This is a genomic window from Brevibacillus sp. HB1.3 (genome assembly GCF_013186635.1).
GTDB classification, from domain to species: domain Bacteria; phylum Bacillota; class Bacilli; order Brevibacillales; family Brevibacillaceae; genus Brevibacillus; species Brevibacillus brevis_D.
In genome coordinates this window covers 23,840-45,718 of record NZ_JABMIT010000019.1, presented here as the reverse complement: position 1 = coordinate 45,718, position 21,879 = coordinate 23,840, and the positions used below count along the sequence as shown (strand labels likewise).

Below are 21,879 nucleotides of genomic sequence, written 5' to 3'. Positions count from 1 at the left end.
ATGAGTGAAGAATGGATTCTGGGGAAAAACCCCGTCATCGAGGCTTTGCGATCAGGCCGTACGATCAATAAAATTTGGGTTGCAGAGGGAACAAATAAAAATCTGATGGGACCTGTCTTTGCCTTGGCAAAAGAACAGGGTGTCATTGTGACGACAGCGAACCGCAAAAAGCTGGATCAGCTCGTGTCGACGGACAACCACCAGGGTGTAGTGGCTTCTGTTGCTGCTTACGATTACGTAGAAGTAGACGATATTTTGAAGCGGGCAGAGGAGAAAAACGAGGCGCCGTTCATTTTGCTGCTGGACGAGCTGGAAGATCCGCATAACCTCGGTTCCATCATGCGGACAGCCGATGCAGTCGGGGCTCATGGTGTCATCATTCCAAAACGACGTTCCGTCAGTCTTACAGCAACAGTGGCAAAGGCTTCGGCAGGTGCGATCAACTACGTACCGGTAGCGCGAGTGACGAACTTGGTTCGTACCATGGAAGAGCTCAAGGAACGCGGTGTTTGGATCGCGGGAACAGACGCGAGTGCCAAGCAAGATTTCCGCCAGGGTGATTATACGATGCCGCTTGCAATTGTCATTGGCAGCGAAGGAAAAGGCATGAGTCGTCTCGTCCGGGAAAACTGTGATTTTTTATACAGCCTTCCGATGGCGGGCAATGTTACATCTCTCAATGCTTCTGTAGCAGCTGCCTTGTTGATGTATGAAGTCTATCGCTCCAGGAGTCCAATTTCGACGCGGGTGAAATGACATGGCGAAACGAAAAGCCAAGCAGCTGTTGATCGTAGATGGATACAATATCATCGGCGCCTGGCCCGATCTGCGCCTGCTGAAGGATCAAGAGCGGATGGACGAGGCGCGTGATCAATTAATCGCAAAAATGGCTGAGTACCAGAGCTACACTGGTGTGAAGGTCATCATTGTCTTTGATGCGTACAACGTACCTGGTATTGGCCGTCAAATGGAAGACTTCCAGGTTGAAGTTTATTTCACGAAAAAAAAGGAGACGGCAGACGAGAAAATTGAGCAATTAGTCTCCCAATTTCACAATAAAAATCGACAAATTTATGTAGCAACTTCTGACTATACCTCGCAACGTGTCATATTTGGGCAGGGGGCTTTGCGCAAATCGGCGCGGGAGTTGTTGCTTGATATGGAAAATGCGGGCAAGGAAATCAAGAAACAAGTCGAAAAAACGCAAGAAGAACGTTTCTCCAGTCGGATTACGCTGAATGATGAAATAGCGAAAATATTCGAAAAATGGAGAAGGGAATAACTTGGATTCGGTTGACGCTTTTTTACGGCATCATGTATAATAGCGCTATCTATTGGAGAAACCGGTTGGCGGAGGGATCATTTGTGAGTGTTGACCTCAAGGAGTTAAAACATGCCCAATATGAACTAATGACCGACGAAGAAGTAGTCGACCTGGTTCGCGATAATGACGCCGAAGCTTTGGAGTATTTGATCAACAAATACAAGAACTTCGTTCGTGCCAAAGCGAGATCCTATTTTCTTATTGGGGCTGACCGCGAAGACATCGTGCAGGAAGGGATGATCGGACTGTACAAGTCTATTCGCGACTTCCGAGGAGACAAGCTCACGTCGTTCAAGGCATTTGCCGAGCTGTGTATTACCCGTCAGATCATTACCGCGATCAAGACAGCGACACGCCAAAAGCACATCCCGCTCAATTCTTACGTTTCACTGGACAAGCCTATCTACGATGAAGATTCTGACCGCACGCTCCTCGATGTGATCTCGGGAACAAAAGTGACCGATCCAGAGGAATTGTTTATCAATCGGGAAGAGTTCGATGATATCGAGGGCAAAATGAGTGAAATTTTGAGTGACTTGGAGCGTCAGGTTCTCATGCTCTATTTGGATGGGCGATCCTATCAGCAGATTGCCGTCGAGCTGAAGCGTCACGTCAAGTCTATTGATAATGCATTGCAGCGGGTAAAGCGCAAGCTAGAGCGCTATTTGGAAGGAAGAGAGATTCATCTGTAGAGAATCTCTCTTTTTATTTTGGAAGCAAAAGGACTATCTCTTGTCAAGTCATTTTGTTTGACATGGGTATTTCGGTATGATAAATTTATTTAGGTAGCCATAGACTCTTATCTCTCTGTTCTATGGTTACTTAGGTGAATGAAATGGTCTGGAAAAAGTAGCGGTTTTCCCGTACTATTTATCATCGGGGTACTTTTAACTAATAGCAGGTTTGAAATGAGATGGAGGTGGCAATAAATGCGAGTAAACATCACGTTGGCGTGCACCGAGTGTGGCGAGCGTAACTATATCTCCACAAAGAACAAGCGCACCACTACTGAACGTGTTGAACTGAAAAAGTATTGCTCCCGTGACAAGAAGCAAACCCTTCATCGCGAGACGAAGTAATGGTTGATGCGACGAAGTCAGGGGGTGGCAAAGTGGGTTTTTTATCACGAATTGGAGCCAGTTTTCGCCGTACCGGTGGTTTTTTTAGTGACGTAATGTCCGAGCTAAAGAAAGTCCGTTGGCCCAACCGTAAAGAATTGACGACCTATACGCTCGTTGTCCTTGTCACGGTTGTGCTCCTGGCAATTTTCTTCTTCGTCGTTGATTTGGGTATCTCGCGCTTGATCGATTTGATTCTAGGAACGTAATTATGCAAGTCTTAGGAGGGACGGACGGTTATCGTCCTGTTGGATATGGAAAAAGCATGGTATGTACTTCATACGTACTCAGGTTACGAAAACAAGGTAAAAACCAATCTGGAGAAGCGACTCGAGTCGATGGGCATGGAAGACAAGATCTTTCGCGTTCTTGTTCCCACTGAAGAAGAGGTGGAAACCAAGGATGGTAAAAAGCGCACCGTCACGAAAAAAGTGTTTCCTGGATACGTCCTTGTTGAAATGGTGATGACGGACGACTCTTGGTATGTCGTGCGCAACACCCCTGGGGTTACCGGCTTTGTCGGATCCACGGGTGCTGGCTCTAAACCGACAGCGCTGCGTCCTGAAGAGGCCGATACGATTCTCAAGCAAATGGGAATCGAGATTCCCAAGATCAGAGTCGATTTTGCTCTCCGCGATATGGTGCGCGTCACAGATGGTCCGTTTTCCAATCGCACCGGGGAGATTATCGAGATTTACCCGGACAGGCAGAAGGTTCGCGTGTTGGTGGACATCTTCGGTCGCGAAACACCGGTAGAGCTAGACTTTACACAAGTTCAACAATTGGATTAGGATTCAACTTGAAAAGTATCGCGCTATGTGGTACATTTCATTTTGTTTTAACAATCCCACAAAACTAATTTGGGGTTTCTTGCACTCTCACTATAGATCGAAAGTCTGTTACATACAGACTTTCAAAAAACGGTGGGAGGGGGCATTCCCCCGTAATAACCACATGTGAAGTAAGGAGGTGTGTTACGTGGCTAAGAAGGTTATCCGCGTAATTAAATTACAAATCCCAGCAGGTAAAGCGAATCCTGCACCTCCAGTAGGTCCGGCTCTCGGTCAAGCTGGTGTAAACATCATGGGATTCTGTAAAGAATTCAATGCTCGCACTGAAAGCGAAGTAGGTATGATCATCCCGGTGGAAATCACCGTGTTTGAAGACCGTTCTTTCACTTTTATCACAAAAACTCCTCCAGCTGCAGTTCTGTTGAAGAAAGCTGCTGGTATTGAGTCCGGTTCTGGCGTACCAAACAAAACAAAGGTTGCTACGCTGAAGCGTGATAAAGTTCGTGAAATCGCAGAACTGAAGCGTCCTGACCTGAATGCTGCATCCGTGGAAGCGGCTATGCGCATGGTAGAAGGTACAGCTCGTTCTATGGGTATCGTAATCGAAGACTAATTGTCTTGAGTGCAAGGGGGCACAGACGTTGTGCCCCCCTGTCTGTGGGAGGATCAACCGCTACGACCACATTGAAGGGAGATTTAATCATGGCGAAAAAAGGTAAGAAATATCAAGAGGCTGTAAAGCTCGTTGATAAAAACAAAGTATACGAAGTAGTTGAAGGCGTTGAGCTGGTTAAAAAAGCAGCTACAGCTAAATTCGACGAAACTGTTGAAGCAGCTTTCCGTTTGGGTGTAGATCCTAAGCGTGCTGACCAACAAATTCGTGGCGCAGTTGTATTGCCACATGGTACTGGTAAAGTACAACGTGTTCTCGTATTCGCAAAAGGCGAAAAAGCAAAAGATGCTGAAGCAGCTGGCGCAGACTTCGTAGGCGATGCAGACATGATCGCAAAAATTCAAGGTGGCTGGTTCGACTTTGACGTTGTAGTAGCTACTCCTGATATGATGGGTGAAGTAGGTAAATTGGGTCGTGTACTCGGTCCAAAAGGCCTGATGCCAAACCCTAAGACCGGTACAGTTACTTTCGATGTAACCAAAGCGGTTAACGAAATCAAAGCAGGTAAAATTGAGTATCGTGTAGACAAAGCGGGTAACATCCACGCTCCTATCGGAAAAGCATCCTTCGATGCTGACAAACTGGTAGAAAACCTGGCTGCTCTGACTGAAGCACTGAACCGTGCGAAACCAGCTGCTGCTAAAGGTGTTTACATGAGAAACGTAACCCTGAGCTCTACTATGGGCCCTGGCGTACGCGTAGCTGTAAAATAATGACACTTGACTTCCTTTGTGGAAGTTGTTAAGATAGTCCCTGTTGATGAAAAGAATATGCCGTAGACAGAAGGTGCGGTGCTTGTGAGAGTAACGCTTAATACCCCTCCGAGGCGTGTAATGTACGAATGAGGAAACGCTGTTTTCCTTTGACGATATAGCATTATGCCCTCGTGAGTCTGCGAGGGCATTCTTCATTTTCTAGGATTAGAGCACGGGAGGTGTAATCAATGGCAGAAATTCGTCCAACCGTTATTCGTGAAGAAAAGGTACAAGCGATCAACGAAATCGCAACTAAGCTTCGCGAAAGCCAAACTACAGTGGTAGCTGACTACCGCGGTCTGACAGTAGCACAAGTAACTGAGCTCCGTAAGCAATTGCGTGAAGCTGGTGTTGAGTTCCAGGTGTTGAAAAACTCCCTGACTCGTTTGGCTACTGAGAAGGAAAGCCTGACTGAACTGGATCAATATCTGACTGGACCAAACGCTCTGGCGTTCTCCAAAGACGATATCATCGCTCCAGCGAAAGTTATCGCTGAATTCGCTAAGAAAAACGACAAGCTGGAAATCAAGGGTGGCGTTATCGAGGGTAAAGTAGTTGATGCTGAGCAAATTAAAGCTCTGGCTTCCCTGCCGAACCGCGAAGGTCTCTTGTCCATGCTTCTTTCCGTCCTGCAAGCTCCAATGCGCAACGTTGCACTGGCAGTCAAAGCAGTGGCAGAACAAAAAGAAGGTCAAGGCGCGTAATCGTCTGATCGGTTAATGTTTTACAAATACTATTCCTTGAATGGAGGATTTACAAATGTCTAAAGACCAAATCTTGGAAGCCATTAAAGGCATGTCCGTTCTCGAACTGAACGATCTGGTAAAAGCAATTGAAGAAGAATTCGGCGTAACTGCTGCTGCTCCTGTAGCTGTAGTTGCTGGTGGCGGAGCAGAAGCTGCTGCTGAGCAAACTGAGTTCACTGTAAACCTGGTAAGCGGTGGCGCTTCCAAAATCAACGTAATCAAAGTTGTTCGCGAGCTGACTGGCTTGGGTCTGAAAGAAGCAAAAGACCTGGTAGACAACGCTCCAAAAACACTCAAAGAGGGCGTTTCCAAAGACGAAGCAGAAGCCCTCAAAGCAAAACTCGAAGAAGCTGGCGCTCAAGTAGAAGTAAAGTAAGTTAGCTTCCTTTAGGATATCCCCTTGCCTGCGGCAGGGGGATTTTCTGTAAGCTTTTGATGTTAGAGGTTTTCTTAAACGATGAGGAAGGGTGGATCACACGTGGCAGACCATTACTATACAAATCAACCGGGCGCTGCACATGATGAACAGCAATTTACGTTCAAACTCCGTGGTAATGAATTTCGTTTCATAACGGATGCTGGCGTTTTTTCCCGAGACCGGATTGACTTTGGAAGCGTATTGCTCATCGAGAACATGGTGATCGACAGTCATGCACGTGTGCTTGATGTGGGATGCGGGTATGGTCCGATGGGATTGACGGCTGCCAAGCTTGCTGATCATGGTCGGGTGACGATGATCGACGTGAACGAGCGTGCGGTTAACCTGGCTCGTCGTAATGCAGAAGCAAATGGAATAAAAAATGTTGAGGTTCGAGTGAGTGATGTCTACAGTGGCGTGCAAGGCGAGCAGTTTGATGTCATTCTGACCAATCCGCCGATTCGTGCGGGTAAGGAAATCGTTCATCGCATTTTTGTTGAGGGATACGACCTGTTGGTAGAAGGCGGAGAAATGTGGGTTGTCATTCAGAAGAAGCAAGGCGCCCCATCTGCATTAAAGAAGCTCCAGGAAGTGTACCGCGAAGTAATAGAGGTAGATCGGGAAAAAGGCTATCACATATTCAGGGCTATCAAATAAGCAAGAAGAAATCATTAGAAAAGTTTTCTTGACGCGAATAATTGAATGTGATAGTATTATAAAATGTCAATATGGGATAAATGTCTATTTTTCAGCAATTCCCTGTCCATCAAGCGTTTCTACTTTTTTCCTGAGATAGGAATGTTTGAGTGAAAACATGGGAATTCTTTTAAAATAGAGTTTCTCTGGGTTAAAAATGGTTGAAGCTGCTTTAACCCATTTTTATTTTTAGGCATTCGAATGCGACTGAAAGAAGTTGCCGAATGCCGAGTTTCTATGTGTGAAAACACAACCTGAGGGGTGAATAAGTTGGCAGGTAAAGTGATTCAAAGTGGCCGACACCGCCAGCGTCGTACGTATTCACGTATTAACGAAGTGCTGGGCCTTCCAAATCTCATCGAGATTCAACAAAAGTCCTACCAATGGTTCCTTGATGAGGGGCTCCGTGAGATGTTCCAAGACATTTCGCCAATCCAGGACTTCACAGGTAATCTCGTGCTGGAGTTTATCGACTACAGCTTGGGAGAGCCGAAGTACGATGTTGACGAGTCGAAAGAACGTGACGTCACCTATGCGGCGCCTCTGCGTGTGAAGGTACGTTTGTTGAACAAAGAGACGGGTGAAGTGAAGGAACAAGAAGTATTCATGGGGGATTTCCCGCTCATGACCGAAACGGGAACCTTCATTATTAATGGTGCTGAGCGCGTAATTGTCAGCCAGCTTGTTCGTTCCCCCAGTGTATATTACAACACCAAAGTGGACAAAAACGGCAAGCAGACGTTTACAGCTACAGTAATCCCAAACAGGGGTGCTTGGCTGGAGCTGGAGACCGATGCGAAGGACGTTATTTATGTCCGCATCGACCGTACGCGAAAAATCCCGGTAACGGTTCTTTTGCGTGCGTTGGGCTTTGGTTCCGACATTGAGATTCTCAACTTGCTGGGTGAAGATGAATACATCAAGAATACGCTGGAAAAAGACAATACCGATTCTACGGAAAAAGCACTCATTGAAATCTACGAGCGTCTTCGTCCGGGTGAGCCACCAACAGTCGAAAATGCGAAGAGCCTCTTGATCTCTCGTTTCTTCGACCCTAAGCGCTATGATTTGGCTTCTGTTGGTCGCTATAAAATGAACAAAAAGCTTCATTTGAAAAACCGTCTGTACAACCAACGTCTGGCTGAAACGTTGATCGATACGACAACAGGTGAAATTTTTGCCGAAGCAGGTCAAATGATTGACCGTCGTGTATTGGAACGTATTGTGCCAGCTCTGGAAGGCAGCATCGGATTTATCGACGTTCGCACGCATGGCGGCGTTCTGGAAGATGAAGCAATCCATCTACAATCTATCAATATTTTTTCTCCGATCGAAGATGGCAAGATCATCAAAGTAATCGGAAACGGAAATGTAGATAAGTCCTTCAAACATATTACGCCGGCGGACATCGTATCGGCGATCAACTATTTCATGAACCTGCTGCACAGTGTAGGCTCCACAGATGATATCGACCACTTGGGTAACCGTCGTCTGCGTTCCGTAGGTGAACTGTTGCAGAACCAGTTCCGTATTGGTCTGTCCCGTATGGAGCGTGTGGTTCGTGAGCGCATGTCCATCCAGGATCAAAACCAAATTACACCGCAAGCTCTCATTAACATCCGTCCAGTGATTGCCTCGCTGAAGGAGTTCTTTGGTAGCTCGCAGTTGTCCCAGTTCATGGATCAAACGAATCCATTGGCTGAGCTGACGCACAAACGCCGTTTGTCCGCACTCGGACCTGGTGGTTTGACGCGTGAGCGCGCGGGCTTCGAAGTGCGCGACGTTCACCATTCCCACTACGGTCGTATGTGTCCAATTGAGACGCCAGAGGGACCAAACATTGGTTTGATCAACTCTTTGTCGTCCTTTGCACGCATTAACGATTACGGATTCATCGAAACGCCGCGTCGTAAAGTAGATCCAGAAACAGGCTTCGTGTTGACTGATATCAGCTACTTGACTGCTGATGAGGAAGACGTGTTCAACGTGGCACAGGCGAATCAGCCACTTGATGAAGATGGCCGTTTCGTAAACGACATGGTAATCTGCCGTCGTAAAGGTGAGATCTTGAGCGTACCGCGCGACAAGGTAGACTTCATGGACGTATCGCCGAAGCAGGTTGTATCTGTTGCGACCGCGCTGATTCCGTTCCTCGAGAACGATGACGCCAACCGCGCACTGATGGGTTCAAACATGCAGCGGCAGGCCGTTCCGCTTTTGATTCCACAAGCACCGTTTGTCGGTACGGGTATGGAACATAAAGCAGCGCAAGACTCCGGGGTGGCGATCGTTGCCAAACATCCGGGTCAAGTAGAGCGCGTAACGGCTCGCGAAATCTGGATTCGTCGTTACCAAGAAATCGATGGCAGAAAAGTTGCTGGCGATCTCGATAAATACAAAATGCACAAGTTTATCCGTTCCAACCAAGGTACCTGCATCAACCAGCGTCCAATTGTAAGCACTGGAGACTGGATTGAAAAAGGCGATATCGTTGGGGACGGCCCATCCACTGAAAAAGGTGAATTGGCTCTCGGTCGTAACGTAATCGTTGCGTTTATGACGTGGGAAGGATACAACTACGAAGACGCGATTCTTCTAAGTGAAAAACTTGTAAAAGATGACGTGTATACGTCTATTCATATTGAAGAATACGAGTCCGAAGCTCGCGACACCAAGCTGGGTCCAGAGGAAATCACTCGCGATATTCCAAACGTCGGGGAAGATGCTCTGAAAAACCTGGACGAACGCGGTATCATCCGTGTTGGTGCGGAGATTCAGGACGGCGACATTCTCGTTGGTAAGGTTACACCTAAAGGGGTTACTGAGCTGACAGCAGAAGAACGCCTCCTGCATGCCATCTTCGGTGAAAAAGCTCGTGAAGTTCGTGATACATCCCTGCGCGTACCGCATGGTGGTTCCGGTATCATCGTAGACGTAAAAGTATTTACGCGTGAGAATGGCGACGAATTGCCACCAGGCGTAAACCAACTCGTTCGCGTTTACATCGCCCAAAAACGGAAAATCTCCGTGGGTGACAAAATGGCCGGTCGACATGGTAACAAAGGGGTTATCGCCCGCATCATGGCGGAAGAAGATATGCCGTTCCTGCCAGATGGTTCTCCAGTAGAGATCGTACTTAACCCGTTGGGCGTACCTTCGCGTATGAACATCGGTCAGGTATTGGAGACTCACTTGGGTATGGCAGCGAAACTTCTGGGTATCCACGTAGCAACGCCGGTATTCGACGGTGCACGTCAGGCAGAAGTATTCGAAACGTTGGAAGAAGCAGGTCTGGATCGTGACGGAAAAACGATCTTGTTTGATGGTCGTACTGGTGAACCGTTTGATCGCCGTGTAACAGTTGGTTGTGTATACATGCTGAAACTGGCTCACTTGGTTGACGATAAAATCCATGCTCGTTCTACTGGTCCTTACTCTCTTGTTACGCAGCAGCCATTGGGTGGTAAAGCTCAATTCGGTGGACAGCGTTTCGGGGAGATGGAGGTTTGGGCATTGGAAGCATACGGTGCTGCCTACACCTTGCAAGAAATTCTTACTGTCAAGTCGGATGACGTCGTGGGCCGCGTGAAAACGTACGAAGCGATCGTTAAGGGCGAAAACGTTCCAGAACCAGGTGTTCCAGAGTCCTTCAAGGTATTGATCAAGGAACTGCAGAGCTTGGGTATGGACGTGAAAATTCTGTCCGGTGACGAGCAGGAGATTGAAATGCGTGAAATGGAAGACGAGGATGAAGGCAACGGTGAAAAACTGAACCTCGTTCTCGAAGGCGGAAGCTTGAACGAAGAGTAAGATTCCGGTACCAAGGGAGGTAACGCCCTGTGATTGACGTGAACAACTTCGAATATATGAAGATCGGCTTGGCTTCCCCCGATAAGATCCGTTCGTGGTCTTTCGGGGAAGTGAAGAAGCCAGAGACGATCAACTACCGCACACTGAAACCGGAAAAAGACGGCTTGTTCTGTGAACGCATCTTTGGACCAACCAAGGACTGGGAGTGCCATTGCGGTAAATACAAGCGTGTTCGTTATAAAGGTGTAGTGTGCGACCGTTGTGGCGTGGAAGTAACCCGCGCCAAAGTACGGCGTGAGCGCATGGGGCACATTGAACTGGCTGCCCCAGTTTCTCACATCTGGTACTTCAAGGGGATTCCAAGCCGTATGGGCTTGGTGCTCGACATGTCCCCTCGTTCCCTGGAGGAAGTAATCTACTTTGCTTCTTACGTAGTTACCGATCCAGGTGACACTCCTCTCGATAAAAAGCAATTGCTCTCCGAAAAAGAGTATCGCAACTATCGTGAGAAATACGGCCACTCCTTCCAAGCGATGATGGGAGCAGAAGCGATCAAACGCCTGCTTGCAGAAATCGATTTGGATAAAGATGTGGAAACGTTAAAAGAAGATTTGAAAACGGCACAAGGCCAGCGTCGCAACCGTGCGATCAAGCGTCTGGAAGTACTCGAGGCATTCCGTAACTCCGGTAACCACCCGGATTGGATGGTTCTCGACGTATTACCGGTTATCCCGCCAGAGCTTCGTCCAATGGTTCAGTTGGATGGTGGACGTTTTGCTACTTCCGACCTGAATGACCTGTACCGCCGTGTAATCAACCGTAATAACCGTCTGAAGCGCCTGCTCGAACTGGGTGCGCCTGACATTATCGTACAAAACGAGAAACGCATGCTGCAGGAAGCGGTAGACGCGCTCATCGACAACGGTCGTCGTGGACGTCCGGTAACAGGACCGGGTAACCGTCCTTTGAAATCTCTCAGCCACATGCTGAAAGGTAAACAAGGTCGTTTCCGTCAAAACCTGCTCGGTAAGCGTGTTGACTACTCCGGTCGTTCCGTTATCGTTGTAGGACCTAACCTGAAGATGTATCAGTGCGGTTTGCCTAAAGAAATGGCACTCGAGCTCTTCAAGCCGTTCGTGATGAAAGAGCTGGTTTCCAAAGGTCTCGCTCACAACATCAAGAGCGCAAAGCGCAAGGTTGAGCGCGTTCAGCCAGAGGTATGGGACGTTCTCGAGGACGTTATTCGTGAGCACCCGGTACTGTTGAACCGTGCCCCCACCTTGCACCGTCTGGGTATCCAGGCATTCGAACCAGTTCTGGTTGAAGGCCGTGCGATCCGTCTGCATCCACTCGTTTGTACAGCGTACAACGCGGACTTCGACGGTGACCAAATGGCGGTTCACGTTCCGTTGTCTGCTGAAGCACAGGCAGAAGCCCGTATCCTCATGCTGGCAGCGCAGAACATCTTGAACCCGAAAGACGGTAAACCGGTAGTAACACCATCCCAGGACATGGTGCTTGGTTCTTACTACTTGACACTGGAACGCGAAGGCGACAAAGGCGAGGGTACGATTTATCGCGATCCTCACGATGCGATTGCCGCTTATCAGCAAGGCTTTATCAGCTTGCATACGCGTATCGTTCTGCCAGCGAAACGCCTGAACAAAATCAGCTTTACTGAGCGTCAAGAGAACGCACTGATCGTAACGACAGTTGGGAAAGTGATTTTCAACGAGATTTTCCCTGCTGATTTGCCGTTCATTAATGCGCCAACTCGAGCTAACCTGCAAACGATGGTTCCAGATGAGTGCTTTATTTTTGATAAAGGTACGAATGTTTCTGAGTTCATTAAGAACCTCCCTGATCCAGGGGCTGTAAAAAAAGGCTTCCTAGGTACCATTATTTCCGAGTGCTTCCGCCGCTTCGGTACGATGAAAACGTCCATGATTCTCGACAGAATCAAGGAACTGGGCTTCACGTACTCGACGAAAGCAGGTATCACGATTGCCGTAGCGGACATCGCGGTGCCAGGAAAGAAAAAAGACATCCTTGATGCTGCAGATGAGAAGGTAGCAACTGTTATGACGCAATTCCGTCGCGGTTTGATCACCGAGGACGAGCGCTATGACCGCGTTATTTCCATCTGGTCCAAAGCGAAGGATGAGGTAACAGAAGTTTTGATGAAGTCCATGGATAAGTTTAACGCGATCTTCATGATGGCGAACTCCGGTGCCCGTGGTAACGTATCCCAGATCACTCAGCTGGCTGGTATGCGCGGTCTGATGGCGAACCCATCCGGTCGAATCATCGAGTTGCCGATTAAATCCAACTTCCGTGAAGGTCTGACGGTATTGGAGTACTTTATCTCTACGCACGGTGCGCGTAAAGGTCTCGCCGATACTGCCTTGCGTACAGCGGACTCGGGTTACCTGACTCGTCGTCTGGTGGACGTTGCTCAAGACGTGATTGTACGCGAAACCGATTGTGGAACAGATAAAGGTATCCGTGTAACAGCGATCAAGGATGGTAAAGAAGAGATCGAGAAGCTATCTGACCGTCTGACAGGACGTACTTGCTTCGAGACTTTACGCCACCCTGAGACAAAAGAAATCATCGTGCACCGCAATGAGGAGATCTCTGAAGAGGTTGCCGAGTATATCGAAAAAGTTGGAATCACTGACGTTTACATCCGTAACGTACTTGCTTGCCGCACCAGTCACGGTGTCTGCAAACTGTGCTACGGACGCAACCTGGCTACAGGAGCCGAGGTGGAAGTGGGAGAAGCAGTCGGTATTATCGCTGCACAATCCATTGGTGAGCCGGGTACCCAGCTGACCATGCGTACCTTCCATACCGGTGGGGTTGCGGGAGACGATATTACCCAAGGTTTGCCGCGTATTCAAGAGTTGTTTGAGGCGCGTAATCCGAAAGGGCAAGCAGTGATCTCCGAAATCGATGGTGAAGTTGTTGATATTCGCGAAGGGAAAGATCGTCGCGAGATCGAAGTACGTGGAGAAGCGGAGAACAAAGTGTATGCAGCACCGTATGGCTCGCGCATCAAGGTTTCTGTTGGTGTCAAGCTGAATGCTGGTGACGAGCTCACAGAGGGTTCCGTAGACCCGAAAGAAATGCTCAAAGTTCGCGGTATGCGCGGCGTTTCAAACTACATCTTGCAAGAGGTACAAAAAGTTTACCGTATGCAAGGGGTAGAAATTAACGACAAGCACGTAGAGGTTATGATTCGTCAGATGCTGCGCAAACTGCGCGTTATCGACAGCGGAGATACAGACCTCTTGCCAGGTTCCTATGTTGAGGTTCCTGAATTTGAGCAAGCGAACGCAAAAGTTCTCATGGAAGGCAGAAATCCAGCAGTGGGTCGTCCGGTTCTTTTGGGGATCACCAAAGCATCCCTCGAAACCGACTCCTTCCTGTCGGCAGCATCCTTCCAGGAAACGACTCGCGTTCTTACCGATGCAGCAATCAAAGGAAAAGTCGATCGCCTGCTAGGTTTGAAAGAGAACGTTATTATCGGGAAGCTGGTTCCTGCAGGTACCGGTATGTCACGTTACCGCAATGTAAAAGTTGCTAGTCAAGTAGATTACGAAGCAGAGCTGGAAGCAGCGAAAGCTGAGCAAGAAGCAGTTTCTGTAGAGTAATAGCGGGAAAAGCGCCCATCACCGATTGGTGGGCGCTTTCCTAAATAAAAAATATCAAAAGGGCGTTGACAATAACTAGCCCACCTGATATTATATTCAAGTGTGCCTGACATCTGTACTTTGGAGGATATGAGAATCATGTCTTATGAAAAAGTCGAGCGGGCCAAGGACTTGACAATCGGCATTAAGCAGACGATCAAAGCTGTTGAAAGCCAACAGGTAGAAGCAGTGTATATCGCTGCTGATGCAGATAAGCGTTTGACCCAAAAAGTCGAGCTCCTTTGCAAAGAGAAGGGTGTTCCAGTCATCCATGTAGATTCCATGTATCGCTTAGGCAAAGCGTGCGGAATTGAAGTGGGAGCGGCTACTGCTGCGATTAAAAAAAGTGGTTAACGATGTTTTTGTCCGTGGCTTACACGTTGCGTAATGATGGACAAGGACTTTCTATTTGACCTAAAATGACTCACCTGGATCTGTGGTCTTGAAGATTGGGTATTAAGAAGGGAGGTAACATCATGCCTACAATTAACCAATTGGTGCGTAAAGGTCGCGAGGATAAGGTAGTGAAGTCGAAGTCCCCAGCTCTTCAAAAGGGGTACAACAGCTTCAAGAAAAGCCAAACTAACCAAAGCTCTCCTCAAAAACGTGGTGTTTGCACTCGTGTAGGTACCATGACTCCGAAAAAACCGAACTCCGCGTTGCGTAAATACGCTCGTGTGCGTTTGACTAACGGAATCGAGGTAACAGCTTACATCGGTGGTATTGGCCACAACCTGCAAGAGCATAGCGTCGTGCTGGTGCGCGGCGGCCGTGTAAAAGACTTGCCAGGGGTACGCTACCATATCGTTCGTGGTGCTCTTGACACTGCTGGTGTGAACAACCGTAAACAAGGTCGTTCCAAATACGGTACTAAGCGTCCGAAGCCAGGTCAAGCAGCAGCGAAGAAGTAATAAAAAAACGCCTGTGAAGTGGCGTGAATTGATAACGAAAAGAAGGAGGGAATACGATGCCTCGTAAAGGTCCTGTAACCCGTCGTGACGTGCTGCCTGATCCTATTCACAACAGTAAGTTGGTTACTCGCTTGATTAACCGCCTGATGTTGGATGGTAAGCGTGGTGTAGCTCAGAACATTCTCTACAACGCATTTGACATCATCCAGGAGCGCACAGGTCGCAACCCGATGGAAGTGTTTGAAGAAGCACTGAAAAACGTAATGCCAGTACTGGAAGTTAAAGCTCGCCGTGTAGGTGGTGCTAACTACCAAGTACCAATCGAAGTAAAACCGGAGCGCCGTACCACTCTTGGTCTGCGTTGGATGGTTAACTACTCCCGTAACCGTGGAGAGAAAACCATGGAACAACGTCTTGCTAACGAGATCATGGACGCTGCTAACAACACCGGTGCAGCAGTTAAAAAGCGTGAAGACACGCACAAGATGGCTGAAGCGAACAAAGCGTTTGCTCACTATCGCTGGTAGGAATTGAATCGGGTGTCCGTATTGGATACCCGTTTATTCTCAAACTCGAGTATGGAAGGAGCATACCTAATGGCTCGCGAGTTCTCTTTGCCGAATACGCGTAATATCGGTATCATGGCTCACATCGATGCTGGTAAGACGACGACTACTGAGCGTATTCTGTTCTACACTGGTCGCGTTCATAAAATTGGTGAGGTGCACGAAGGTGCTGCAACCATGGACTGGATGGAACAAGAGCAAGAGCGTGGTATCACGATCACTTCGGCTGCTACTACTGCTCAATGGAATGGCCATCGAATCAACATTATCGATACGCCAGGCCACGTAGACTTCACTGTAGAAGTTGAGCGCTCCCTCCGCGTTCTTGACGGTGCTGTAACCGTTTTTGACGCAAAAGGTGGCGTTGAGCCGCAAACCGAAACCGTATGGCGCCAAGCTGACCGCTATGGCGTACCACGCATGTGCTACATCAACAAAATGGATATCATGGGTGCTAACTTTGATATGTGCTTGGGTCAGATCAAATCTCGCCTGGGTGCAAATCCAGTAGCGATCCAATATCCAATCGGCGCAGAAGATCAATTCAAAGGTATGGTTGACCTGATTGAAATGAAGGCAATCGTATATACTGATGACCTGGGTAAAACTTCTGACTCCGCTGAAATCCCTGCTGACCTGCTCGCTCGTTGCGAAGAACTTCGCATGGCGATGGTTGAGGCAGCTGCAGAACAAGACGAAGAGCTCATGATGAAGTACTTGGAAGGCGAAGAGCTGACCAACGACGAAATCCGTGCTGCTCTGCGTAAGGGTACTATCGACTGCAAACTGACGCCGGTAATGTGCGGTTCTTCTTATAAGAACAAAGGTGTTCAGCCTATGCTGGACAACGTAGTTGCTTACCTGCCGTCTCCGGTAGATATCCCTGCAATTAAAGGTACATTGCCAGATACTGAAGATGAAGTTGATCGTCCAGCTGACGACAACGGTCCGTTCTCTGCTCTTGCGTTCAAGATCATGACTGACCCGTATGTTGGTCGTTTGACTTTCTTCCGCGTATACTCCGGTGTACTGAACTCCGGTTCTTACGTTCTCAACTCTACCAAGGGTAAACGTGAGCGCGTAGGCCGTATCCTTCAAATGCACGCAAACCACCGTGAAGAAATCACAACGGTTTACTCCGGTGACATTGCTGCAGCTGTAGGTTTGAAAGATACAACAACTGGTGATACTCTGTGTGATGAAAAGGCTCCAGTAATCCTTGAGTCTATGGACTTCCCAGAGCCAGTTATTTCTGTTGCGATCGAACCAAAATCCAAAGCAGACCAAGACAAGATGGGTATCGGCCTGTCCAAGCTTGCTGAAGAAGATCCAACGTTCAGAACTCGCACAGATGAAGAGACTGGTCAAACAATCATCTCCGGTATGGGTGAGCTTCACCTGGAGATTATCGTAGACCGTCTGAAACGCGAATTTAAAGTCGAGTCGAACGTAGGTGCTCCACAGGTTGCTTACCGTGAAACATTCCGTAACGCAGCAAAAGTGGAAGGTAAATTCGTTCGTCAGTCCGGTGGTCGTGGTCAATACGGTCACGTTTGGGTGGAATTCGCTCCACTCGAAGCTGGTCAAGGCTTCCAATTCGAAAACAAAATCGTTGGTGGTGTAGTACCACGCGAATACATCCCTGCTGTTCAAGCGGGTATCGAAGAGTCCATGAAAAATGGTGTTATCGCCGGCTTCCCGCTGGTTGATATCAAAGCTACTATCGTAGACGGTAGCTACCATGATGTTGACTCCAACGAGATGGCATTTAAAGTAGCAGGTTCCCTCGCATTGAAGGAAGCTGCGAAAAAATGTGGCGCTGTACTGCTCGAGCCAATCATGAAAGTAGAAGTTACAATGCCAGAAGAGTACATGGGCGACGTTATGGGCGACCTGAACTCCCGCCGCGGTCGTATCGAAGGTATGGAAGCTCGTGCAAATGCACAAGTAATCCGTGCAATGGTACCACTGTCCGAGATGTTTGGTTACTCCACAATTCTTCGTTCCCGTACCCAAGGCCGTGGCGTTTACTCCATGGTGATCGACCACTACGAAGAAGTACCTAAATTTATCGCTGAAGAGATCATCAAGAAATCTAAAGGCGAATAATTACAGGTTACAGCTTTATCTTGCAATCAGAAAGGTTTACAATATGGAAGGGACAACCATTCGTAAGGTAAACCTTTCTTCAAACCATAAAACCCTTATCTATAAGGAGGCTTTTCTCTCATGGCAAAAGCGAAATTTGAGCGTAATAAACCACACGTTAACATTGGTACTATCGGTCACGTTGACCATGGTAAAACTACCCTGACTGCTGCTATCACAACTGTTTTGGCACAAACAGGTCAAGCACAAGCAATGAACTATGCATCTATCGACGCTGCTCCAGAAGAAAAAGAGCGCGGTATCACTATCAACACTGCTCACGTTGAGTATGAAACTGAAAACCGTCACTATGCTCACGTTGACTGCCCTGGTCACGCGGACTATGTGAAAAACATGATTACTGGTGCTGCTCAAATGGACGGCGCAATCCTGGTTGTATCCGCAGCTGATGGCCCTATGCCACAAACTCGCGAGCACATCCTGCTCTCCAAACAAGTAGGCGTACCTTACATCGTAGTATTCATGAACAAATGCGACATGGTAGACGATGAAGAGTTGTTGGAACTGGTTGAAATGGAAATCCGTGACCTGTTGTCTCAATATGAGTTCCCAGGTGACGACACTCCAGTAATCAAAGGTTCTGCTAAAGAAGCTTTGGATAACCCAACTGGTGAGTGGGCTAAGAAAATTGGCGAACTGATGGAAGCTGTTGACAGCTACATCCCAACTCCTGAGCGTGCAACTGACAAGCCGTTCCTGATGCCTGTAGAGGACGTGTTCACGATCACTGGTCGTGGTACTGTTGCTACTGGTCGTGTAGAGCGCGGTATCGTTAAAGTTGGTGACCAAGTAGAAATCATTGGTCTGGCTGAAGAAACTAAAAACACAACTGTAACTGGTGTTGAGATGTTCCGCAAATTGCTGGATCAAGCTCAAGCTGGTGACAACATCGGTGCTCTGCTGCGCGGTGTAGACCGTAACGACATCGAGCGTGGACAATGCTTGGCGAAACCAGGTTCCGTTAAGCCTTACACTAAGTTCAAAGCAGAAGTTTACGTTCTGTCCAAAGAAGAAGGCGGACGTCACACTCCTTTCTTTGCTAACTACCGTCCACAATTCTACTTCCGTACAACTGACGTAACAGGTATCATCCAACTGCCAGAAGGCGTTGAAATGATCATGCCTGGCGACAACACTGAGTTCACTGTAGAACTGATCGCTCCAGTAGCGATGGAACAAGGTACTCGCTTCGCGATCCGCGAAGGTGGCCGTACAGTAGGCGCTGGCGTTGTAGCTTCTATCGACGCGTAAGATATACGGATACACAAAACCCGACAACTTTGGTTGTCGGGTTTTTTTATGTGCATTTATCGAACTTTTAAATAACTCCCATCAAAATCATTCAATTTGCCTCTCGTAGCAATATGCTACAATACCATCAGGATTGGATGGGGGATAATAGAGATGAAAAATAATGAGCGATTATTGTTTCTTATGCTTGCGGGTGTTGTCACACTGTGGGGTTTGAATGTTGTCATGGTCAAGTATTTAACCACATTTCCTCCATTATATGTCGCTGCTATACGCATGACTGTTGGTGGAATCTGTTTATCACCACTCATCTTTCTATACAGAAAGAGTTTGCGCTTTAGCAAAACGGATTGGTTCTTGTTAGCTGGAGTCGGAGCTAGTTCTATCGCCCTTCATCAAATAACGCTTGCAGCAGGTGTTCAATACACGACGGCAGGAAATGCATCTCTAATACTTGGATTAAATCCGTTGGCAACTGCTCTCTTGGCGATGCTATTCTTAGGGGAAGGCATGTCTCTGAAAAAAGGACTTGGCATTGGAATGGGTTTTGCAGGAGTGTTAATTGTCGTCATCTCTCAGCACGGCGGCCTTCATATGAATGGCTGGGGAGATGCCATTATGTTTTTCTCCATGCTCATGTATGTAACGGGTGGTTTACTTATTCGCAAGTTGGTCGTAAGAGGTGTACCGGTACTCTTAATTACGGCTTTATCGCAAATGTTTGGGGTCATCTTCTTGTGGGGAGTCGCATTGACTGTTCAACCAGCTTCCTATTATATTTCTTTGGACGTTTCCTCCTTCCGGTGGCTTGTAATTTTTGCTTCAGGTGCGCTGTCAACTGCGCTCGGCTCAATCGGCTGGAATTATGGGATACGTCAGCTCGGGGCGAGTCGAACAGCTGTATTCCTAAATGGAATGCCAATGGCCAGCTTGGTATTTGCGGCGATATTCCTGGGTGAAAGCCTTCAACTCGTACACCTACTAGCACTGTGCATGATCGTAGGCGGTGTATACTTGGGATCACGTAGCTTGGTAAGACCGAAAGCTACATGTGCAGCAGCACCCTCTGATATAACAACAAAAGCGTAGGACGGTAAATTGTCCTACGCTTTTTACTTATTGATCCCACTTATTGACCATATGGTGAGCAGTTAAACGCAAGCGATCAAAGATTTGCTTCCGAATTTCGCCCTCTAGTCCAGTCAGGTTCATGGCTTTATCCATACAAGATAGCCAAGCCTCTGCCTGTACAGGTCCAATAGGGAAAGGCATGTGTCGTGCTCGCAGCATCGGATGACCATGGACGTCCGAATAAAGGGTTGGACCACCGAGAAACTGCGTCAAAAACTGATATTGACGCTCCTTCACGTGGGTCAAATCTTCAGGGAAGAGGTCGTTAATATCAGGATGCTGTTTTACCAGATCGTAAAAGGTATCGACAAGACGGGCCAAAGTATCTGCACCGCCAATGATTTCATAAGGGGTTTGATTCGCTTCAGACATTGAGGAAAACCTCCATTTCATAACAACTACATTCCTAAGTATAACGTCTTCCTTCTATTATAGATAGATGACTTGGCAGGTTGGCAGGTAATCCCGCTTGCCTTTCTTCCTTGAAATCTGTAATATGATCTAGGTGAGCCATTCAGTAGGCACACCATGTACAAAAAAATATACGGGAACCCAAGAAAATACTTGCGTTGCCCAAATCTTTTTAGTACAATATTGAATGTTGGTCATGGACTTGCGATGATGTGGGAGGTTGCTGACACACCCGGCCCCTTTGCCATGACCGGGGTGCAGGATATTTCCACGGAGAAATGTCTGTTTAAAAAATGGGCGAAAAAGGAGGGACTTCAATGGCAAAGCAAAAGATTCGTATTCGTTTGAAGGCGTATGATCACAAAATCCTGGATCAGTCCGCAGAAAAAATTGTGGACACTGCGAAGCGTTCCGGTGCTAACGTATCCGGTCCAATTCCACTCCCTACGGAGAAAGCAGTTTACACGATCCTGCGTGCGGTTCATAAGTACAAAGATTCTCGTGAGCAATTCGAGATGCGTACACACAAACGTTTGATCGACATCTTGAACCCAACACCACAAACAGTAGATGCTTTGATGCGTCTGGATCTGCCATCTGGTGTGGATATCGAGATTAAACTGTAAGGTCCCAAAAAGCGATACACGCGCAGACGTTGTCTTGATAAGCGTGTTACACCAAGCAACAAACCCTTAAAATGGCACCCCTGCGCATCGATGGGGACTTGATACAACATAAAAAGCGTTTTACTGAAATAAGCACAGGAGGTGGCACAAATGACCAAAGGAATCTTAGGGAAAAAACTTGGTATGACTCAAGTTTTTGGTCCAAACGGAACAGCGACTGCTGTAACGGTCATCGAGGTTGGTTCCAACGTAGTTCTTCAGAAGAAAGACGTTGAGACTGACGGTTATGAAGCGATTCAAATCGGCTTCGAAGACAAAAAAGAACAGCGCGCTAACAAGCCGGAAAAAGGACATGCAGCGAAAGCTAACACTGCTCCTAAGCGCTTCATTCGCGAAATTCGCGGAGTTAACCTCGCTGATTACGAGGTTGGTCAAGAGTTGAAGGCTGACATTTTTGCCGAGGGAGAAATGGTGGACGTAGCTGGCGTATCCAAGGGTAAAGGTTTCCAAGGTGCTATCAAACGTCACAATCAATCCCGCGGTCCTATGGCTCACGGTTCGCGTTACCATCGCGGTCCAGGTTCCATGGGTGCTGTAGCTCCGAACCGCGTATTTAAAGGTCAAACACTGCCAGGTCAAATGGGTGGCGACAACGTTACTATTCAAAACCTGGAAGTAATTAAAGTAGATACAGAGCGTAACCTGGTTCTCGTGAAAGGCTCCGTGCCTGGTCCGAAAAACAGCTGCGTACTGGTATCCACGGCAGTCAAGAAGAACTAGTAAGGAAA

General features: G+C 47.8%; 22 protein-coding genes and 1 other annotated feature. Of the genes, 21 read left to right on the top strand and 1 reads right to left on the bottom strand.

What is annotated here, in order from left to right; genetic code table 11:
- The 19 genes from rlmB to HPY31_RS27840 all read left to right on the top strand — a co-directional run bounded on the left by rlmB (position 1) and on the right by HPY31_RS27840 (position 20,012).
- Complete coding sequence (gene rlmB / locus HPY31_RS27930) at positions 1 to 756, top strand: 23S rRNA (guanosine(2251)-2'-O)-methyltransferase RlmB (RefSeq protein ID WP_064202935.1); 756 nt, start codon at positions 1 to 3, stop codon at positions 754 to 756.
- Between the two features lies 1 nt (position 757).
- The gene (locus tag HPY31_RS27925; protein ID WP_172143227.1) at positions 758 to 1,282 is read left to right on the top strand and encodes an NYN domain-containing protein; all 525 of its coding nucleotides are present in this window, start codon (positions 758 to 760) and stop codon (positions 1,280 to 1,282) included.
- An 83-nt stretch (positions 1,283 to 1,365) separates the two neighbouring features.
- Positions 1,366 to 2,016, top strand: coding sequence for an RNA polymerase sporulation sigma factor SigH (gene sigH / locus HPY31_RS27920; protein ID WP_005828894.1), 651 nt, complete (start codon positions 1,366 to 1,368; stop codon positions 2,014 to 2,016).
- A 237-nt stretch (positions 2,017 to 2,253) separates the two neighbouring features.
- Positions 2,254 to 2,403, top strand: a complete 150-nt coding sequence (gene rpmG, locus HPY31_RS27915) for a 50S ribosomal protein L33 (protein WP_003392018.1) — start codon at positions 2,254 to 2,256, stop codon at positions 2,401 to 2,403.
- Positions 2,403 to 2,651 carry a preprotein translocase subunit SecE gene (secE, locus tag HPY31_RS27910; protein ID WP_012683970.1) on the top strand — a complete coding sequence of 83 codons (249 nt, stop codon included), beginning with the start codon at positions 2,403 to 2,405 and terminating at the stop codon, positions 2,649 to 2,651. The genes rpmG and secE overlap by 1 nt, the downstream gene beginning before the upstream one ends.
- A 45-nt stretch (positions 2,652 to 2,696) precedes the next feature.
- Positions 2,697 to 3,233: a transcription termination/antitermination protein NusG gene (gene nusG, locus HPY31_RS27905; protein WP_012683971.1), complete on the top strand. Its 537-nt coding sequence runs from the start codon at positions 2,697 to 2,699 to the stop codon at positions 3,231 to 3,233.
- A 187-nt stretch (positions 3,234 to 3,420) separates the two neighbouring features.
- On the top strand, positions 3,421 to 3,846 hold the full coding sequence (rplK, locus tag HPY31_RS27900; RefSeq protein ID WP_005828886.1) for a 50S ribosomal protein L11: 426 nt from the start codon (positions 3,421 to 3,423) through the stop codon (positions 3,844 to 3,846).
- 89 nt (positions 3,847 to 3,935) lie between these two features.
- Complete coding sequence (gene rplA, locus HPY31_RS27895; protein ID WP_016742853.1) at positions 3,936 to 4,619, top strand: 50S ribosomal protein L1; 684 nt, start codon at positions 3,936 to 3,938, stop codon at positions 4,617 to 4,619.
- 42 nt (positions 4,620 to 4,661) lie between these two features.
- Positions 4,662 to 4,825 (top strand) — a sequence feature (ribosomal protein L10 leader region).
- 24 nt (positions 4,826 to 4,849) lie between these two features.
- A complete protein-coding gene (rplJ, locus tag HPY31_RS27890; protein WP_016742852.1) occupies positions 4,850 to 5,365 on the top strand; it encodes a 50S ribosomal protein L10 in 516 nt (171 codons plus the stop codon).
- 55 nt (positions 5,366 to 5,420) lie between these two features.
- A complete protein-coding gene (gene rplL / locus HPY31_RS27885; RefSeq protein ID WP_007716218.1) occupies positions 5,421 to 5,783 on the top strand; it encodes a 50S ribosomal protein L7/L12 in 363 nt (120 codons plus the stop codon).
- A gap of 102 nt (positions 5,784 to 5,885) precedes the next feature.
- Positions 5,886 to 6,482 (top strand): class I SAM-dependent methyltransferase, encoded by a 597-nt coding sequence (locus HPY31_RS27880; protein WP_172143226.1) that lies wholly within the window; start codon positions 5,886 to 5,888, stop codon positions 6,480 to 6,482.
- Positions 6,483 to 6,791: 309 nt separating this feature from the next.
- Positions 6,792 to 10,331 (top strand): DNA-directed RNA polymerase subunit beta, encoded by a 3,540-nt coding sequence (rpoB, locus tag HPY31_RS27875; protein WP_172143225.1) that lies wholly within the window; start codon positions 6,792 to 6,794, stop codon positions 10,329 to 10,331.
- 29 nt (positions 10,332 to 10,360) lie between these two features.
- Complete coding sequence (gene rpoC, locus HPY31_RS27870; RefSeq protein WP_016742849.1) at positions 10,361 to 13,987, top strand: DNA-directed RNA polymerase subunit beta'; 3,627 nt, start codon at positions 10,361 to 10,363, stop codon at positions 13,985 to 13,987.
- 138 nt (positions 13,988 to 14,125) lie between these two features.
- A complete protein-coding gene (locus tag HPY31_RS27865; protein ID WP_172143224.1) occupies positions 14,126 to 14,380 on the top strand; it encodes a 50S ribosomal protein L7ae-like protein in 255 nt (84 codons plus the stop codon).
- Positions 14,381 to 14,502: 122 nt separating this feature from the next.
- The gene (gene rpsL, locus HPY31_RS27860; protein ID WP_012683978.1) at positions 14,503 to 14,937 is read left to right on the top strand and encodes a 30S ribosomal protein S12; all 435 of its coding nucleotides are present in this window, start codon (positions 14,503 to 14,505) and stop codon (positions 14,935 to 14,937) included.
- A gap of 56 nt (positions 14,938 to 14,993) precedes the next feature.
- A complete protein-coding gene (gene rpsG / locus HPY31_RS27855) occupies positions 14,994 to 15,464 on the top strand; it encodes a 30S ribosomal protein S7 (protein WP_007716226.1) in 471 nt (156 codons plus the stop codon).
- A gap of 69 nt (positions 15,465 to 15,533) precedes the next feature.
- Positions 15,534 to 17,612, top strand: coding sequence for an elongation factor G (gene fusA, locus HPY31_RS27850; protein ID WP_012683979.1), 2,079 nt, complete (start codon positions 15,534 to 15,536; stop codon positions 17,610 to 17,612).
- Between the two features lie 120 nt (positions 17,613 to 17,732).
- Positions 17,733 to 18,923, top strand: coding sequence for an elongation factor Tu (tuf, locus tag HPY31_RS27845; protein WP_012683980.1), 1,191 nt, complete (start codon positions 17,733 to 17,735; stop codon positions 18,921 to 18,923).
- Positions 18,924 to 19,076: 153 nt separating this feature from the next.
- Positions 19,077 to 20,012 (top strand): DMT family transporter, encoded by a 936-nt coding sequence (locus HPY31_RS27840; RefSeq protein WP_172143223.1) that lies wholly within the window; start codon positions 19,077 to 19,079, stop codon positions 20,010 to 20,012.
- Between the two features lie 27 nt (positions 20,013 to 20,039).
- On the opposite strand, the gene HPY31_RS27835 is transcribed toward HPY31_RS27840, so the two are convergent.
- On the bottom strand, positions 20,040 to 20,426 hold the full coding sequence (locus tag HPY31_RS27835) for a globin domain-containing protein (RefSeq protein WP_172143222.1): 387 nt from the start codon (positions 20,424 to 20,426) through the stop codon (positions 20,040 to 20,042).
- 356 nt (positions 20,427 to 20,782) lie between these two features.
- Between HPY31_RS27835 and rpsJ the strand changes: the two genes are divergently transcribed.
- Together rpsJ and rplC are read left to right on the top strand one after the other, a co-directional pair.
- Positions 20,783 to 21,091, top strand: a complete 309-nt coding sequence (rpsJ, locus tag HPY31_RS27830; protein ID WP_005828858.1) for a 30S ribosomal protein S10 — start codon at positions 20,783 to 20,785, stop codon at positions 21,089 to 21,091.
- A gap of 150 nt (positions 21,092 to 21,241) precedes the next feature.
- Positions 21,242 to 21,871 (top strand): 50S ribosomal protein L3, encoded by a 630-nt coding sequence (gene rplC / locus HPY31_RS27825; RefSeq protein ID WP_012683983.1) that lies wholly within the window; start codon positions 21,242 to 21,244, stop codon positions 21,869 to 21,871.
- Positions 21,872 to 21,879: the final 8 nt, after the last annotated feature.